This window comes from Gymnodinialimonas sp. 202GB13-11 (assembly GCF_040932485.1).
Classification (GTDB): Bacteria; Pseudomonadota; Alphaproteobacteria; order Rhodobacterales; family Rhodobacteraceae; genus Gymnodinialimonas; species Gymnodinialimonas hymeniacidonis.
The window spans coordinates 1,293,395-1,308,462 of record NZ_JBFRBH010000001.1 but is presented as its reverse complement, the minus strand read 5'-3'; the positions used below and the strand labels follow the sequence as shown (position 1 = coordinate 1,308,462).

Sequence of the window (15,068 nt, the reverse complement as noted above, 5' to 3'; positions counted from 1 at the left end):
AAGCCAATTCTTGCGCACCGACGTTTCTTTGCCCTTTAGCGATCAATACTTGTGCGCTTTGTGATCCAATCCGAGCCCTTGCGCGTTTAACGTTCACAAATGCAAGCAATCCGGGTTTTCAAACACATGACCGCCATCGACTATATCAACTATGCCGTCGCCATCCTGACCGTGGGGCTTGGCCTGTGTGGGTGGCTCGCGCCGCGCTGGACCATGGACGTGCTGGACATGAAATCCGGCCCCACAAATATGGCATACACGGAGGTCTCAGCGGTCTCTGGCTGCCTCTTCGTCGGTATCGGCGCTGGTGTGCTGTTCCTGAACGAACCTATGGCGTGGATCGCCCTCGGCCTGGCCTATGGCGGGGCCGCTGTAGGGCGCGTGACATCAATCCTGCGCGATCAGGCAGGCTCTCGCCAAAGCTGGACGTTCTTCGGGACGGAGGCAGCCCTTGGCGCGTGGCTGATCATCGCAAACCTGCCCGCCACCTGATCCGCCGACTGCGCCTTTCAAATCGGTGCGAATCTCGTATGGTGAACGGGTCTGCACGCAACCGGTTCTTATTCATGCCTGATAGCCCCTCTTCCATTCCCTACGGACGCCTCATGCATGAGGCCGTCTGCGGTGTGATCCGTGAGGTGCTGCGAGGCGTTGCCGACAATGGGCTGCCCGGTGAGCATCATTTCTTCATCACCTTCAACACCCGCCACGACATGGTCGAACTGGCCGATTGGCTACGCGACCGTTACCCGGAAGAGATGATGATCGTGATCCAGAACTGGTATGATGATCTGGTTGTGGAAGAAGAGTTCTTTGCGGTGACGCTGAACTTTGGTGATGCGCCTGAGCGTTTGAAAGTCCCCTTCGATGCGATCCTGACCTTTGTGGACCCCTCCGTCGAATTCGGTTGGCGGTTTGAGAGAAATGAAGAGGATACGGAGGATCCGGCGCCCGAAAACGCTGACACGGACGAAGAGGCCGACGCGGCGCCGGACGAACAGGAAGAGGCGCCTCGCGATGCCGAGGTGGTGAGCCTGGATACCTTCCGCCGCAACACCTGATCTTCCACCGATACAAAGCCCGGGAAAACCTGCATGGCCACCAGCGACTTTGCCCTGTTCATGGGTCAGCTTTTTCGCAAGCCTCATCAAGTTGTAGCGCTCGCACCATCTTCGAAAGGTCTATGTGCCGAGATGGCGGCGGAGCTTGATCCGGCAAAGGGGCCTGTCATCGAGCTTGGTGCGGGCACTGGCAACATCACGCGTGCGATCCTTGACGCGGGCATCGCGCCGGAAGATTGCCACTCGATCGAGATGAACCCCGATTTCTGTGACCGCCTGCGCGCAAACTTCCCCGGCCTGAATGTCTACCAGATGAGCGCGGGCGACTGCGGCGATCTTCCGGTTGAAAATGTTCAGGCCGTTGTCTCTGGCCTGCCGCTTCTGTCGATGCCAACCCAACTTCAGCGCGATATCATGACGGGCTTTGCCTCAAAGGTGCAGCCCGGCGGCGATTACGTGCAATTCACTTACGGCCCCAAACCGCCAGTCACATCCGTGGTCCGCGATGAGCTGAACCTGACCTGGCGCAAGAGCGGGAAAATCTGGTGGAACATGCCGCCCGCGCGCGTCTACCGGTTCCGCCAACAGGGCTGATAGCGCAAACCTGCGACCGAGGGTGCGTTGCACCCCCCTGCTGCCCCCGGTAAACCGCTTCACAAGCCGCATACCGGAGGACAACCATGGCCCAGACCCGCACCGAAACCGACAGCTTTGGCCCCCTTGAGGTCCCCTCCGAAAAGTATTGGGGCGCGCAGACGCAGCGTTCGATCATGAACTTCCCGATTGGGTGGGAAAAACAGCCCGTCGCCATCGTCCGCGCCCTTGGCGTCATCAAGCGCGCCTGTGCGGAGGCCAACCACAAGGCTGGCAAGCTTGACGGCGTGGGTGAGGCCATCATCGAGGCCGCGCAGGAGGTCATCGACGGCAAGCTCGATGACAACTTCCCGCTGGTCGTCTGGCAGACAGGCTCCGGCACGCAATCGAACATGAATTCCAACGAGGTCATCGCCAACCGCGCGATTGAACTCCTCGGCGGTGAGATCGGCTCGAAAACCCCCGTTCACCCCAATGACCATTGCAACATGGGCCAGTCGTCGAACGACACCTTTCCCACCGCCATGCACATCGCCACCGCGATGACAGCGCGCGACGTGACCCTGCCGAGTCTGCGCAAGCTGCTGGCCGCGCTGGAAGAGCGCGCGAAGGCGTTTGAAGGCATCATCAAGATCGGCCGCACCCATACGATGGACGCCACACCCCTGACGCTGGAACAGGAATTCGGCGGCTACGCTCATCAGGTCCGCAAGGGCATCGAGCGGGTCGAGGCCGCTTTGGGCGACATCTATGAACTGGCGCAGGGCGGCACCGCCGTCGGCACCGGCCTGAACTCTCCAAAAGGCTGGGGCGAAGAAGTCGCCGCCAACATGGCGCGCATCACTGGCCTGCCCTTCGTGACCGCGCCCAACAAATTCGAAGCGCTGGCGGGCCACGACGCCATGGTCGCCATGTCGGGCGCGATGAAAACCGTCGCGGCCAGCCTCTTCAAGATCGCCAACGATATCCGTCTGTTGGGCTCCGGCCCCCGCTGCGGCCTCGGCGAATTGATGCTGCCCGAGAACGAGCCCGGCTCGTCGATCATGCCCGGCAAGGTGAACCCGACCCAGTGCGAGGCGATGACCCAAGTCTGTGCCCATGTCATCGGGAACGATGCCGCCGTGGGTTTTGCGGGCTCCCAAGGGCATTTCGAGCTGAACGTCTACAAGCCCATGATGGCCTACAACGTGCTGCAATCGATGCAGTTGGTCGGCGACGCCTGCGTGGCCTTCACCGACAAGTGCGTCGCCGGGATCGAGGCCAATACGCAGCGCATCGACAAGATCATGAACGAGAGCTTGATGCTTGTGACGGCGCTCGCGCCGACCATCGGCTACGACAACGCCACGACGGTCGCGAAGACGGCACATAAGAACGGCACAACCCTCAAGGAAGAAGCCATCGAACTGGGCTTTGTGGACGAGGAAACCTTCGACAAAGTCGTCCGCCCCGAAACCATGATCGGCCCCAAGTGACCGGTAAGGTCGTGAGCCTGTCCCGCGCGCGGAAATCACGAGCGCGGGACGAAGACCGGCGGCAGGCCGATGCCAACGCGGCCAAACACGGTCGCACGAAGGCCGAACGGCTGGCCGATGAAACGCGTGACGCAAAGGCTACGCGCAATCTGGACGCCCACAAACGCGATGACTGATGCGCGTCCCCGCAAACGGTCCCTGACTTTGCAAGGCCACCGCACCAGCGTGTCGCTTGAAGATGCGTTCTGGGAAGAATTGCAGGCCATGGCCGAGCGCCGAGAGATGTCCATCAATGCATTGGTCGCCGAAATTGATGCCGCACGCGGTGTGTCGGCAGGGCTCGCCTCCGCAATCCGGGTCCATATCTTGGCGGAGCTGAAGCGGAGATAACGCTCCATTAACCAAGGCTGGCTAGGCTTGGACCATGGAAAAGCAGCCCCCTCATGTCAGTCCCGAAGCCCTTCTTGCGGATGTCTTCGGAACCAAGCTTGTTCGCGACGGGAAGGTCGTGCGCCGAAACATGCGCGACATTGAACGCTATTTTGGGCGCGCCGCGTTCATTGACGAAGTCTACAGGCGGGGATTTCGTGCCGTCGAAAATGCAGGCCAAATCGTATTATTCTGTAGTGCCGAGCCTGTCCGCATCTTGCGGCCTCGCTCAAAAATCAGCGCCTCCTCGCAGAAAAACTTGAGTTTTTCTGACCGGAAAACTGCAGTTTTCCAAACGGACATCTCAAGGTTTCCGCCCGCCTCTACCGCCGCGACACCCGTAACCGGATCCCGTCCTTGGCGCGCACCGTCAGGTAAGCCACCGGCACCGGATCCACACCTTCCACCCGTTCAAACCGAAACGCGCGCAGCAGCATCGCCAACAGAAGCGGCCCCTCCACCATCGCAAAGCCCGCGCCCGTGCATACGCGCGCCCCAGCCGAGAACGGAATGAACGCCTCCCGCATACATTGCTTGCCGTTTTCCGTCTCCCACCGGCCGGGGTCGAACCCATCGGGATTGTCCCAAAGCCGGTTCTGCCGATGCAAATGCCACGGCGATATCACCACTTGGCTGCCAACCTTGACTGGTCTGTCGCGGAAGGTCTCAGGGCACGTCGTCTCTCGCACCATCATAGGCACCGGCGGGTAAAGACGAAGCGCCTCTCGAAACACATCTCGGGTGACACGCAGCTTCGACATCACGGCAAAGTCCGGCGAGGCGGGCAATTGCATGGCCTCCTCCGCAACCTTCTCCTGCCACTCCGGGTAGCGTGCCAGCAGGTAAAGCGCCCACCCCAGAGCCGAGGCACTCGTCTCATGCCCCGCAAGAAAAAAGATCGCCACCTGATCGACCATCTCTTCGGTCGTGAACCGCTCCCCCGTCTCAGGATCGGTCGTCGTCATGATCTTGGTCGCCAGATCATCCGGCGCCGTGCCCGCCTCAATCTCCGCCATCCGCGCCTCAGTCAGCTCTGTAATCAACGCCCGGATCGCCTTGGCCGTCCGCCGCGTCTCGGCCCGATGCCCGCGCGGCAACCAGCGTGGCAAAGGCACAAAGGCGGCGGCATTCAGGATTGGCTGCGTCCGCTGATAGGCGCGGAACTCATGGAACACGCGCGTCGCAATCTCTGCCTCGATCGGCAGCGAGAACAGCGTGCGAAAGATCACATCCGCCGCCGCGTGGCTCATCTCCTCTTCGACTTCCACAATCCCGGACGGCATCCGCGCGACGGAGGCCTCGCCTGCCTCCCACATCGCCGGGAACGTGTCGCGCAGGCGTCCGCCCTCAAACGCCGGGTCAATGATCCGTCGCTGACGTTGCCATTCCGCCCCGTTGGTCAGAAAGACCGAGTTCCCAAGCAACGGCCGCAGCCCCTCGCCCACCCGATCCGACTTCGGAAAATCCAAGGGTCGCGCCTTCAGAACCTCATCCACCAACGAGGGCTGATTGATCAAGTAAGACCGGAAAAACGGCGTGCGAAACTCCGCCATCCACGCGCGATAGAGCCGCGCGGGCTGCGCCGACAGAATGTCTTCGCGGAACAGCCGCATATAGCGCCAGAGCGAGACCTTCTCAGCACGCGCAGGTGGTTTCGGGGGAAGATCGCTCACGCCGCCATATCCGTGAATTTGTTGACCGGCGCTTCCAGCCGAGACTTCGACGGCGCGCGTTCGCCAAACCGGTCCCGCAGCGTCAAAGGCCCCGCCGTCACACGGAAATAGTCATAGGCATCCGCGCCATCAGGTAAGCGGTCAAAGGCGTTCAGATACTGAAAGTGCAACTCGAACAATTTCCATTTCAATCGCGCCTGCTCTGCCTCCGATAGCGTCTGCGTGAAGGCGGCTGAAATCACCAAAGGCCACCGTTTGCACTCTCCCGCAACACCCGACACCGCCACCGGATCACAGAGCGCAAAGGCACAGCCATCACCCGGGGCCGTGACATCCACCCACGGGACATCGGCGGAGCCCATGAAGGCGAGATCCGCCCGCAACCGCCCGGCTTTTGGAAGGAACGACACCATGGGGACAACATGGCCAAGGGTCAGCAATGACAGCACGGGGCCATCGTCTGGAACCCGCCCCGCCCGGATCAGGTCCGCCAAGACTGAAACGGCGATATAGGCACCAGAGGAATGGCCAACGACCAAGACCTCATCCACATCCGAGCGCAACACTTCGGCAATACGATCCGCAAAGGCCTCCATCCGCGCTTCCTGCTCGGGCGGATACGCCCCCTTTAGCGATGAGGAAAACGCATAATCCTTCATCAGATACCACGCGTAGAGGTGATCCCGTTTCGCGCACCAACGCAGGAAGAGATATCCGGTCCCAAATCCAGCCAAAGCGGCAAGTGGGCGAAAAGCATCAAACGGGTCGGCCAATTGGTCCGCACCAATCAGAGACATCAGCCCATGCGCGCCACGATAGAAACACCAAGCGACGAGGCCCGCAATCGCCAGCGCAACAAGCCCTTGTCCCAATAGCACAGCAACCGGATAGAGCGCAGCTATCACCGGCCCCTTCCTGAGCCGCATCAGCCGCCACAGTGCACCCGATCCGATATAAGCCCAGGCCGTACGCACCAGCGCCAGATAAGTTGCACCAATGCCCCCCTGCATCCGTTCCCGCACGATATCAGCCCAGTAGAGCACCTCCAGATCGACGGCGACTTCAGCCCCCTCAACATGGGCATCAACATGCCAGCCAAACCGAGCGCCCTCCGGCGGCTCGCCCTTCTCGATCACATAGCCGGAAATCTCCGCCTGCCGCGCCGCCTCACGCCGATAGCGTTCGCGATAAGCACGCGGCGGCACCGGGTCAAAGCCGGGGATGTAAAGGACATGTCTACGAGCCACGCGCGTCATGACGCGCAGCATAGCCGCCCATTATGGCGGCGCTAGGGCAATTCAGCCCAATTGGCCGAGTGCCGGAAAGGTCTCAAGCAGCCAGAATGCAAAGGCCGAGAATGCTCCGGTCATCAAAGCAATGCCGACCGCCACAAGAAGCCCGCCCATTATCCGCTCGATCAGCTTCATATGTCGCTTCATCCGCGCCATCAGACCCTGCGCCCGGTCGATGAAGGCCGCCGCCAACAGGAACGGCAGGCCAAGACCAATGGCATAGACCGCAAGCAAGGCTGTACCCCGTTCAACGCTCGCCTCGGTTGCGGCAATCGACAGGATCGCGCCAAGCTGCGGCCCGATGCAGGGAGTCCAGCCGAAGGCAAATGCAAGCCCCAACACATAAGCGCCAAGGGTCGATCCACCCTTGTCGCCCGCATCCAGCCGCGCCTCACGATCGAGCAGCGGAATACGGATGATGCCAAGGAAATGCAGACCAAATATGATGACAACAGCACCTGAAATACGCGCCAGAAGGATCTGATTCTGCAGGAAAAACTGCCCGAGGATCGACGCCGTGAAGCCAAGGAAGATAAAGACCGTCGACAGCCCCATCACAAAGAACAAGGCCGGCAGCAACGCCTTGCGCCGGGCCGCGCGGGCCTCATCCTGAATATCCGTCATCGTGATCCCGCCCATATAGGCCAGATAGGGCGGCACGATGGGCAAAACGCAGGGGCTGAGAAAGCTCAACACACCCGCGGCGAGGGCCACCAGCATTGCCGGCAAAAGCGAGGCATCAAACAGATCTATTCCGAACATAACCCAACCCTTAGACGCCCCGCCGCGCGGCGTCACCTGCCAAACCCGCACAATCGCGTAGACGTGAGCGTCAACCCGCGCTACCTGCCCTACCCATGGCCGATCCCATCCTCATCGACGCGCGCGACCTGCTCTGTCCCTTGCCCGTGCTGCGCCTGCGCAAAGTCCTTGCCACCATCGCGCCTGGCGCAGAGGTCCTCCTTAGCGCTACCGACCCCGCCGCTCATGTCGACGTCCCGCATTTCTGCGCCGAACAGGGCCACACGCTGCTCGAAACGTCTGAAGCAGACGGTGCAACAACCTTCCACATCCGCCGCCGCGCCTGATCCCCAGCTTACGACCGTCCCTGATACGCCATGCCTAAATGGCGGAGGCCGCAGGGCCGAGCCAGATGCGGGGGCACACCGGGCATAAGGGTTTAGTCGGGAAAAACCACCATCGCTCGCGGGTCCCAGGCCACACGGGCCTGCGCGCCGACATCGAGCACATCGCGGCCCACAATGTTGCGCATCGACAGGCGCACGGGCGTCTGCAATCCGTCAAGCCGCACGTCGTAATAGGTCATGTCACCATAGTAGACGACTTCGTCGATCACACCTCGGGCCTCACGTGACGGTGCAGTTTCACCTTCGTAAAGCAGTGATAAAGTCTCCGGGCGCAGGCCTACGGAACAGGCGCCCGCGACTGCCCCTTGCGGACTGAAGACGCCCTCCAGATCAACCGTCCCCAGCCCTGCGACGTCCAAACGATCCCCAGCCATCGCAGGCAGAAAGTTCATGACGCCAATGAAATTCGCCACCCGCTTCGTCGCAGGTCGTCGGTACAAATCCTCCGGGTCGGCCAGTTGCGCAATCTCACCCTCGAACATCACAGCGATGCGGTCCGACATCACCAGCGCCTCTTCCTGATCGTGCGTCACCAGCACAAAGGTGATCCCCACCTCGCGCTGCAACTTCATCAGCTCGACCTGCATATCTTCTCGCATCTTGCGGTCCAACGCAGACAGAGGCTCGTCCAGCAAAAGCACCTTGGGTTTCAGGATCAGCGCGCGCGCCAAAGCCACCCTCTGTCGCTGCCCGCCCGACAGAGCATGGGCCGCGCGCCCGCCCAAATGGCCAAGTCCCACCATTTCCAGCGCCTCACCAATCGCGCGTGTCTTCTCGCCCGCTGCCATGCCGGATTTGCGCAACCCGAAACCCACATTCTGTTCCACCGTCAGATGCGGGAAAATCGCGTAGCTCTGGAAGACCATGTTCGTGGGCCTCAGGTTCGGCGGAACTCCGGCCATATCCTTGCCCGATAAGGTGATCGTCCCGTTCGAGATCTCCTCAAACCCTGCAATGGCGCGCAGAAGCGTGGTCTTGCCACAGCCCGACGGCCCCAACAGCGAGAAGAACTCGCCCGCTCCGATCTCGGCCGAGATATCGCGCAGCGCATGGTAGTCGCCGTAATACTTGTTCACACCGCTCAGGCTGATCAAAGGCTCAGTCACAAGAACCCTCCCGCATCTTGTTGGCCCATTTTCCGCAATCCCCTGCGTCGGAACAAATCCGCCACGATCAGCAACACAATCGACAGCGCCACAAGGATTGTGCCAAGCGCCATGACAACCGGCAGCCGCGCCGGGAACCGCAACTGGCCCCAGAGATACACCGGCAAAGTCGGCTCATTGCCCGACAGGAAGAAGGCGATGATGAATTCGTCGAGACTGATGATGAAACAGATTAGCAGCGACGCGATGATCCCGGGCACAACCAGCGGCAGGATCACCAACCGGAAGGCCCCGGCCCGCGTCTCGCCCAGATCAACCGCCGCTTCCTCCAGCGACTGGTCCAAGCCCGCAAAACTCCCCTGCAAAATCGCAATAGCAAAGGGCATGCAGAGCAGCGTATGGCCCAGAATGATCGTGAAAATCGACGTCTCCAGCCCCAACTGCATCAGCACCACCAAAAGCGAGATCGCCACGATCACCTCAGGCAGCACAAGTGGCAGCATGATAAAACCCATGATCCCGCCCTTCAGGGGAAAGTTGTAGCGTGTTGCCGCGCGCGCTGCGAACATGCCCAGACAGGTCGCCAGAACCGCCACCGAACTGGCGATGATCAATGAATTCAACGTCGCTTCGTGCAGCGCCGGTATGTTGGCCAGCTCCGCGAACCAGCCCCAGGTGAAGCCGCGCAGCGGGAAAGCGATGACCGTGCCATCGTTGAACGCGAAAATCGGCAGCAGCACGATCGGCGCATAAAGGAACACAAGATACAGCACTGCAAAGATGCCAAGGGGCCGGATCCTCATATCCCCCACCTTCCCTTCGGCAGGAAGACGGCAATTGCAATCGCGCCCCCCGCCATGATCGCCGCCATCACACCCAAAACGCCTGCCGGTCCGAACCAATCTGCGCCGTTGTTCCAAAGCCACCACAGGATGCCGATATCCACCGTTGCAGCCGCACCCGCCAACGCCAGTCCGGCCAAACCGCCACCCACGCGGTCGTTCAGATGCACCCAGAACCGCACATGTAGGATTGCCCAGGCTAAGGTGATCGTCACCGTCAGCATCGCAACCACCGCCAAAGTCGCCCCCATGGGCCGGTTCGACAGGTCGAAAATTTGCACGTAGATCATGTTGGCGATCATCGTCCCGCCTGATCCGCCCACCAATCGCGGCGTCACGTAATCGCCGACTGTCGGGATGAACACGATCAGAACTGCGGCCAGCACTCCGGGCATAGCTAGTGGCAAGGTGACACGGAAAAACGTCATCACCGCCCCCTCGCCCAGATCCTTCGCTGCCTCCAGAAGCGAGCGGTCAATCTTCTCCAGACTCACGAAAATCGGCAGGATCGCAAAGGGTGCGAAGGCGTGGGCCAGCGTGATGACGACTGCGTTGGCGTTGTAGAGGATCCACGAAAGCGGCTCTTCGATTACGCCCAGTTCCAGCAATGTCCCGTTGATCGGACCGTCATAGGCGAGGATCACGCGCCACAGGAAAATCCGGATTAAATAGCTCGTCCAGAACGGAATGGTGATCAGGAACAACCACAGCGCCTTCTTCTCGGGTCGCACATGAAAGCTGATGAAATAGGCAATCGGAAAGGCAAGGATCACGGTCACCGCCGTGACGGAGGCCGCAATCCGCAATGATCGCATCATCAAGGCGCGATAGAGCGGATCGGTCAGTGCCTCCGTATAATTCTCAAGCGTGAAGGTCCGGTCAATCTCAAGAAAGTTCTGAGTCCAGAAGCTGAACGCGATGATCGTCAGAAGCGGCACCGCCAATAGCAAAAGCGCAAAGATCAGCGCAGGGCTGACAATCGTCAGACCTTGCTTGGACTCTCTCGATAAGCCTTGTGCCATCCCCGCACCCTGCACGCCCCATTAGCGGGCAGGATTGCTGTTTGTCCTTGCGATCACAAGCGCCAAGTTTCTGATGAGGGGGCACGCAACGCCAGCCCCTCGGAAGCTGCCAGGGAATTCAGCTGTCGCTTACCGCAGGGGGCTGTTTGTCACCGGGCAAGGTCAGGGCTGGGGTTGCAGTTACCGAGTCGCCCGCAGCGTTACGCCCTGAAGCATCGGTTGTGCGAGCCGAAGCGGCGTCCTCAAACAGAGGTGGCCGCCGACGTAGCCGCGGGGCGCACAAACGCGGTGCCCCCCACGAACAAGCGCCCAAGGCTTTCCTTGATCATCTGCTCGCTCTGCGCCGCATCCAGCCCGTTGCGATGCGCCAGGATCGATGCCATCGCAGAGGCCAGGGCCATGGCGAAGGCCGACAATCCCATCAGGACCGCCACGATCACGCCTGCAATGGACGCCAGGTGCATGAAGACACCGTTCAAGCTGTCTGCGCTGCCGCTCGTCGCCTGCCCGACGGAGACCGCCAAAGCCACCGTGGTGAAGGTCAATCCTGCGAGGAACAGAGCCGAGGGGAAGGCCCCACGGATCGCCTGGCGAAACGCGCCCCAAGCCGTCTCTGCGGTCTCGATCTCCGCCAGACCAGCCACTTTCGGCTGCCAGCTCGGCAATCTGTCTTCCGGCGCAGCGGTCCATGCATCCCCGACGGCCACAAGCGCGCCAGCCGTCAGCGTCAGGACACCAGCCACCCAAGGCACACCCAAGGTCCAAAGGGCCACAGCGATCACGCCCATCAAGCCGAAGTGCAGGCTGACGTAGAGAGGGAAGGTCAAACCGATCTGAAAGCTATCCCAAGTCAACCGCTCTCCATTCGGACCCTTGCCCGACAGAATGCGTTCGATGACAGGACCGAAGGTAACTATGGGAACGATAAGCATCGCAAGGATCATGGTCAGCGACACGCCGCCAAAGCCTTCGCGCCCGACCGAGGCCACAATGCCCGCGCTGTGCTCGGTCGCCAGGTTGAACACAGTCGACAGCAACAGCGCGACAATACCGCCCGCCCCGAGGCGCACCCGAAATGTCGACCAATCCCGCACACCGCGCCAAGCCCCAACCGGGTCGGCGAACATGAAGATGACGAAAATGGTTAACGATGCGGCGCTCGTCGCCGGATCCGTCGCCCCGACAAGGCGCAAGGCCAGTGACGCGATCAGGCACGCGGCGAAAGCTATTGTTAATCCACCCAAATGCGTGATCAAGAACGACGATTCGGCGCGTTGCGGCTGTGCATACATGGCATCTGCTCCCCAGAATATGAGGCCGTCCTAGGTAATGAATGTGGCACAGATGCGGCGCGTTCCGGGCTGAAAACTGGCCGGGCCCAAATTCGCCCCACGCGCGCCCCAAAAAGAAAAAGGGCCACCCCAACGGAGCAGCCCTTCCCAAAAATCTGAAAAGCGCGAACGCTTAGCGCTTGGAGAACTGGAAGCTCCGGCGTGCCTTGCGGCGACCGTACTTCTTGCGTTCCACCACGCGGCTGTCGCGGGTCAGGAAACCGGCTGCCTTCAGCGCGCCCCGCAGGGACGGTTCATAAAGCTGCAACGCCTTCGAGATGCCGTGCTTGACCGCACCGGCCTGCCCCGAAAGACCACCGCCCTTGACGGTCGCCATGACGTCGAACTCGCCGTCCACACCGGCCACTTCAAAGGGCTGGCGCAGGATCATCTGAAGCACGGGACGGGCAAAATACTTGTCCATCTCTTTGCCGTTCACGGTCACCTTGCCGGAACCGGGCTTGATCCAGACGCGCGCAACCGCGTCCTTCCGCTTACCGGTGGCGTAGGAGCGACCAAGCGCGTCGCGCTGGGGCTCACGGTGGATGGTCTCGGCCACGGGCGCGGAGGCCTCGGTGCCTTCAACAGTGCCGCGCAGTTCGTCGAGCGATGTGAGTGTCTCGGTCATATCATGCGCTCCGCGTGTTTTTCTTGTTCATCGACGCGACGTCGAGAACGGTTGGATCTTGCGCCTCATGGGGGTGCTCGGCACCGGCATAAACACGCAGATTGGTCATCTGCTGACGGCTCAGCTTGTTGCCTGGCAGCATCCGCTTGACGGCCTGCATGACGACACGCTCAGGATGCGCGCCTTCCAGGATCTGGCCGGTGGTGCGGGACTTGATCCCACCCGGATAGCCAGTGTGCCAGTAGTTCGGCTTGTTGCGCTTGTTGCCCGTCAGTTGCACCTTGTCGGCGTTGATGACGATAACGTTGTCGCCCATATCCATGGACGGCGTGAACGAGGCTTTGTGCTTGCCGCGAAGACGCATGGCGACGATCGAGGCAAGACGGCCCAGAACAACGCCCTCGGCGTCGATCAGGATCCACTTCTTGTCGATATCCGCCGGCGTGGCAGAGAAGGTTTTCATCGGTATTTTCCTTACGGGTCGGCACATATTGCGCCAAAGAAAAACGAAAGAGGGCGCACGCCCTCTGAACATGGGCGTCTTCTAAGCATCTGTGCGCCAAGGTCAAGAACCCAAAGATGTCATCAGGTAAGTAAAAACAACGACTTAAATATGGGGTTTTATTTTACCCCACTCTTTCCGCACTAAATTCCACCTCTTGCCCTCTCCAACAGACACGGGCCATACCCTCGCCCATGACTGAGACGCACCTCACCGCCAAAGACGGCACCACCTACGCCGGCACGCACCTGATCGTTGATCTGCACGGCGCGTCCCATCTCAACGACCGCGCCTTTATCGAGCAGGCGCTGCGCGATGCAACCGAAGCGACCGGCGCCACCCTTCTCAGTCTGCACTCGCACCACTTCTCGCCCCAGGGCGTCACCGCCATGGCCATCCTCGCAGAGAGCCACATCTCCTGCCACACCTGGCCCGAGATCGGTTACGCGGCGTTCGATATCTTCATGTGCGGTGAAACGGATCCCCACGCCGCCATCCCGATCCTCTCGACCGCGTTTGAGACCGACGACATCCACGTCACCGAACTCCACCGCGGTGCGCGCTGAGCCCTTATTCTATGTGGCAGAAGTATCCCGGGGTAGCGCGAAGGGCGGGCGCAGCGCCCTCAACCCAGAACAAACGGATCGCGGCGCAGCCGCTCCACTTCAAAAGAAACCGCTACTTCGGCGGGATCGAATAGGTCATCGACATCCGCGCCACCGGGGCCTCCATCCCTTCGGAGTACAGCAGGCACTCGCCCACGGCCAAGACCCGCCCCAGTTTCAGCAAGCGGCACTCACAGATCATGTCCACCCCCGCCACCGGCTTGCGCATGAAATCGAACGACCCGCCCGTCGTCACCGCCAACGCCTCGCGCCCTACCATAGCCATCACTGCGATGTAGACCGACACATCGGCCAGCGCGAACATCGCGGGGCCTGAGACAGTGCCACCGGGCCGCAAATGTCGCTCGGCTACGGGCATACGCACGCGGACCGCCATGTCGGACACCTCCTCGATCACAAAATCGCCCCGCACCTGCGGAAAGACCTCATCGAGATAGGCCGCAACCTCGGCGGCGTTCATCTTAACCGGCATGGCTTCCCCCCGTCCTCCGTCCCGGCTACCTTTCCCGCAACTCGAAGACACGCGCAAGGGAGGCGCCCCTATGTCATCTGATCCACTGGTGCTGCGCGACGATCACGGGCCCATCACTCACCTGACCCTCAATTCACCGAAAAACCTCAACGCCTTGAGTGATGAGATGCTGGCCGCCCTGCAGGCCGAACTCGACACCCTCGGCGAGACTCCGGATCAAAAGGTCATCGTGCTCAAAGGTGCGGGCCGGGCCTTCTGCGCGGGCCATGATCTCAAACAGATGCAAGCCGCTCGTCAGTCTGAAGACAATGGCGCGGCGGCGTGGAAAGACCTCTTCGACCGCTGTGCCCATCTGATGCAGACCCTCTCCCGCCTGCCCCAGCCCGTCATCGCGCAAGTCCACGGTCTGGCCGCCGCCGCAGGCTGTCAGCTTGTCGCCTCCTGCGATCTCGCCGTGGCTGAGGAGGATGCGAAATTCGGTGTGAACGGCGTCAACATCGGCCTGTTCTGCTCGACGCCCATGGTCGCGCTCAGCCGCGTCATGCCACGCAAACAGGTGTTCGAAATGCTGACCACCGGCAAATTCCTTCATGCGTCCGAGGCGCAAGCCGCAGGCCTCATCAACCGCACCGCCCCGAACGAGGGCCTCGACGCCGCTACATCCGAGCTGGCCGAAACCATCGCCGCCAAGCTCGGCTCCGCCGTGCGCGTCGGTAAACAGGCCTTCTACGCGCAGGCCGAGCTGACCACGGCCGAGGCCTATGCCCTGACAGGCGAGGTCATGGTCGAAAACATGCTCAACCGCGACACGGATGAGGGCATCACCGCCTTCCTCGAAAAGCGCCCGCCCGATTGGTCCTGAAGACG

General features: G+C 61.2%; 19 protein-coding genes. 9 read left to right on the top strand and 10 right to left on the bottom strand.

Annotated features, from left to right (window positions below; genetic code table 11):
- Positions 1-126 precede the first annotated feature (126 nt).
- From V8J81_RS06540 to V8J81_RS06515, 6 genes are all read left to right on the top strand, one after another.
- Complete coding sequence (locus tag V8J81_RS06540) at positions 127-492, top strand: DUF4345 family protein (RefSeq protein WP_368474942.1); 366 nt, start codon at positions 127-129, stop codon at positions 490-492.
- A 74-nt stretch (positions 493-566) separates the two neighbouring features.
- Positions 567-1,061 carry an SspB family protein gene (locus V8J81_RS06535; RefSeq protein WP_368474941.1) on the top strand — a complete coding sequence of 165 codons (495 nt, stop codon included), beginning with the start codon at positions 567-569 and terminating at the stop codon, positions 1,059-1,061.
- Between the two features lie 33 nt (positions 1,062-1,094).
- Positions 1,095-1,655, top strand: coding sequence for a class I SAM-dependent methyltransferase (locus V8J81_RS06530; RefSeq protein ID WP_368474940.1), 561 nt, complete (start codon positions 1,095-1,097; stop codon positions 1,653-1,655).
- A gap of 86 nt (positions 1,656-1,741) precedes the next feature.
- Positions 1,742-3,130 (top strand): class II fumarate hydratase, encoded by a 1,389-nt coding sequence (gene fumC, locus V8J81_RS06525; RefSeq protein WP_368474939.1) that lies wholly within the window; start codon positions 1,742-1,744, stop codon positions 3,128-3,130.
- A complete protein-coding gene (locus V8J81_RS06520) occupies positions 3,127-3,306 on the top strand; it encodes a DUF4169 family protein (RefSeq protein WP_368474938.1) in 180 nt (59 codons plus the stop codon). The genes fumC and V8J81_RS06520 overlap by 4 nt, the downstream gene beginning before the upstream one ends.
- Positions 3,299-3,520 (top strand): ribbon-helix-helix domain-containing protein, encoded by a 222-nt coding sequence (locus V8J81_RS06515; RefSeq protein ID WP_368474937.1) that lies wholly within the window; start codon positions 3,299-3,301, stop codon positions 3,518-3,520. The genes V8J81_RS06520 and V8J81_RS06515 overlap by 8 nt, the downstream gene beginning before the upstream one ends.
- Before the next feature lie 362 nt (positions 3,521-3,882).
- Here V8J81_RS06515 and V8J81_RS06510 read toward each other — a convergent pair whose 3' ends face one another.
- Genes V8J81_RS06510 through V8J81_RS06500 form a run of 3 tightly spaced genes read right to left on the bottom strand, consistent with a single transcriptional unit; the run spans position 3,883 to position 7,286 of the window.
- Complete coding sequence (locus V8J81_RS06510) at positions 3,883-5,172, bottom strand: cytochrome P450 (protein WP_368477608.1); 1,290 nt, start codon at positions 5,170-5,172, stop codon at positions 3,883-3,885.
- Between the two features lie 56 nt (positions 5,173-5,228).
- Positions 5,229-6,488, bottom strand: a complete 1,260-nt coding sequence (locus tag V8J81_RS06505) for a hypothetical protein (protein ID WP_368474936.1) — start codon at positions 6,486-6,488, stop codon at positions 5,229-5,231.
- A gap of 42 nt (positions 6,489-6,530) precedes the next feature.
- Positions 6,531-7,286: a cytochrome c biogenesis CcdA family protein gene (locus V8J81_RS06500; protein ID WP_368474935.1), complete on the bottom strand. Its 756-nt coding sequence runs from the start codon at positions 7,284-7,286 to the stop codon at positions 6,531-6,533.
- Positions 7,287-7,381: 95 nt separating this feature from the next.
- Here V8J81_RS06500 and V8J81_RS06495 point away from each other — a divergent pair, with 95 nt between their 5' ends.
- Positions 7,382-7,612: a sulfurtransferase TusA family protein gene (locus tag V8J81_RS06495; protein WP_368474934.1), complete on the top strand. Its 231-nt coding sequence runs from the start codon at positions 7,382-7,384 to the stop codon at positions 7,610-7,612.
- A 92-nt stretch (positions 7,613-7,704) separates the two neighbouring features.
- On the opposite strand, the gene V8J81_RS06490 is transcribed toward V8J81_RS06495, so the two are convergent.
- From V8J81_RS06490 to rplM, 6 genes are all read right to left on the bottom strand, one after another.
- Positions 7,705-8,778 carry an ABC transporter ATP-binding protein gene (locus V8J81_RS06490; protein ID WP_368474933.1) on the bottom strand — a complete coding sequence of 358 codons (1,074 nt, stop codon included), beginning with the start codon at positions 8,776-8,778 and terminating at the stop codon, positions 7,705-7,707.
- Positions 8,775-9,581, bottom strand: coding sequence for an ABC transporter permease (locus V8J81_RS06485; RefSeq protein WP_368474932.1), 807 nt, complete (start codon positions 9,579-9,581; stop codon positions 8,775-8,777). The genes V8J81_RS06490 and V8J81_RS06485 overlap by 4 nt, the downstream gene beginning before the upstream one ends.
- Entirely contained in the window at positions 9,578-10,642 is a 1,065-nt protein-coding gene (locus V8J81_RS06480; protein ID WP_368474931.1) for an ABC transporter permease, read from the bottom strand. Before V8J81_RS06480 ends, V8J81_RS06485 begins: the two co-directional genes overlap by 4 nt.
- Positions 10,643-10,884: 242 nt before the next feature.
- Positions 10,885-11,934, bottom strand: coding sequence for a hypothetical protein (locus tag V8J81_RS06475; RefSeq protein ID WP_368474930.1), 1,050 nt, complete (start codon positions 11,932-11,934; stop codon positions 10,885-10,887).
- A gap of 172 nt (positions 11,935-12,106) precedes the next feature.
- Positions 12,107-12,601, bottom strand: coding sequence for a 30S ribosomal protein S9 (gene rpsI, locus V8J81_RS06470; protein ID WP_368474929.1), 495 nt, complete (start codon positions 12,599-12,601; stop codon positions 12,107-12,109).
- A 1-nt stretch (position 12,602) separates the two neighbouring features.
- Entirely contained in the window at positions 12,603-13,064 is a 462-nt protein-coding gene (gene rplM / locus V8J81_RS06465; RefSeq protein WP_368474928.1) for a 50S ribosomal protein L13, read from the bottom strand.
- Between the two features lie 233 nt (positions 13,065-13,297).
- Between rplM and speD the strand changes: the two genes are divergently transcribed.
- Complete coding sequence (speD, locus tag V8J81_RS06460) at positions 13,298-13,669, top strand: adenosylmethionine decarboxylase (protein ID WP_368474927.1); 372 nt, start codon at positions 13,298-13,300, stop codon at positions 13,667-13,669.
- Positions 13,670-13,781: 112 nt separating this feature from the next.
- Here the strand turns inward: speD and V8J81_RS06455 are convergent, their stop codons facing one another.
- A complete protein-coding gene (locus V8J81_RS06455; RefSeq protein WP_368474926.1) occupies positions 13,782-14,201 on the bottom strand; it encodes a PaaI family thioesterase in 420 nt (139 codons plus the stop codon).
- Between the two features lie 70 nt (positions 14,202-14,271).
- Here V8J81_RS06455 and V8J81_RS06450 point away from each other — a divergent pair, with 70 nt between their 5' ends.
- Positions 14,272-15,063 (top strand): enoyl-CoA hydratase, encoded by a 792-nt coding sequence (locus V8J81_RS06450; protein WP_368474925.1) that lies wholly within the window; start codon positions 14,272-14,274, stop codon positions 15,061-15,063.
- Positions 15,064-15,068: the final 5 nt, after the last annotated feature.

Bases quoted from the DNA above. Each gene is read 5' to 3' on its own strand.
- V8J81_RS06540 (WP_368474942.1), top strand. From the start codon at position 127: ATGACCGCCATCGACTATATCAACTATGCCGTCGCCATCCTGACCGTG.
- V8J81_RS06535 (WP_368474941.1), top strand. From the start codon at position 567: ATGCCTGATAGCCCCTCTTCCATTCCCTACGGACGCCTCATGCATGAG.
- V8J81_RS06530 (WP_368474940.1), top strand. From the start codon at position 1,095: ATGGCCACCAGCGACTTTGCCCTGTTCATGGGTCAGCTTTTTCGCAAG.
- fumC (WP_368474939.1), top strand. From the start codon at position 1,742: ATGGCCCAGACCCGCACCGAAACCGACAGCTTTGGCCCCCTTGAGGTC.
- V8J81_RS06515 (WP_368474937.1), top strand. From the start codon at position 3,299: ATGACTGATGCGCGTCCCCGCAAACGGTCCCTGACTTTGCAAGGCCAC.
- V8J81_RS06510 (WP_368477608.1), bottom strand. From the start codon at position 5,172: ATGCGGCTGTTCCGCGAAGACATTCTGTCGGCGCAGCCCGCGCGGCTC.
- V8J81_RS06505 (WP_368474936.1), bottom strand. From the start codon at position 6,488: ATGACGCGCGTGGCTCGTAGACATGTCCTTTACATCCCCGGCTTTGAC.
- V8J81_RS06500 (WP_368474935.1), bottom strand. From the start codon at position 7,286: ATGTTCGGAATAGATCTGTTTGATGCCTCGCTTTTGCCGGCAATGCTG.
- V8J81_RS06495 (WP_368474934.1), top strand. From the start codon at position 7,382: ATGGCCGATCCCATCCTCATCGACGCGCGCGACCTGCTCTGTCCCTTG.
- V8J81_RS06485 (WP_368474932.1), bottom strand. From the start codon at position 9,581: ATGAGGATCCGGCCCCTTGGCATCTTTGCAGTGCTGTATCTTGTGTTC.
- V8J81_RS06480 (WP_368474931.1), bottom strand. From the start codon at position 10,642: ATGGCACAAGGCTTATCGAGAGAGTCCAAGCAAGGTCTGACGATTGTC.
- V8J81_RS06475 (WP_368474930.1), bottom strand. From the start codon at position 11,934: ATGTATGCACAGCCGCAACGCGCCGAATCGTCGTTCTTGATCACGCAT.
- rpsI (WP_368474929.1), bottom strand. From the start codon at position 12,601: ATGACCGAGACACTCACATCGCTCGACGAACTGCGCGGCACTGTTGAA.
- rplM (WP_368474928.1), bottom strand. From the start codon at position 13,064: ATGAAAACCTTCTCTGCCACGCCGGCGGATATCGACAAGAAGTGGATC.
- speD (WP_368474927.1), top strand. From the start codon at position 13,298: ATGACTGAGACGCACCTCACCGCCAAAGACGGCACCACCTACGCCGGC.
- V8J81_RS06455 (WP_368474926.1), bottom strand. From the start codon at position 14,201: ATGCCGGTTAAGATGAACGCCGCCGAGGTTGCGGCCTATCTCGATGAG.
- V8J81_RS06450 (WP_368474925.1), top strand. From the start codon at position 14,272: ATGTCATCTGATCCACTGGTGCTGCGCGACGATCACGGGCCCATCACT.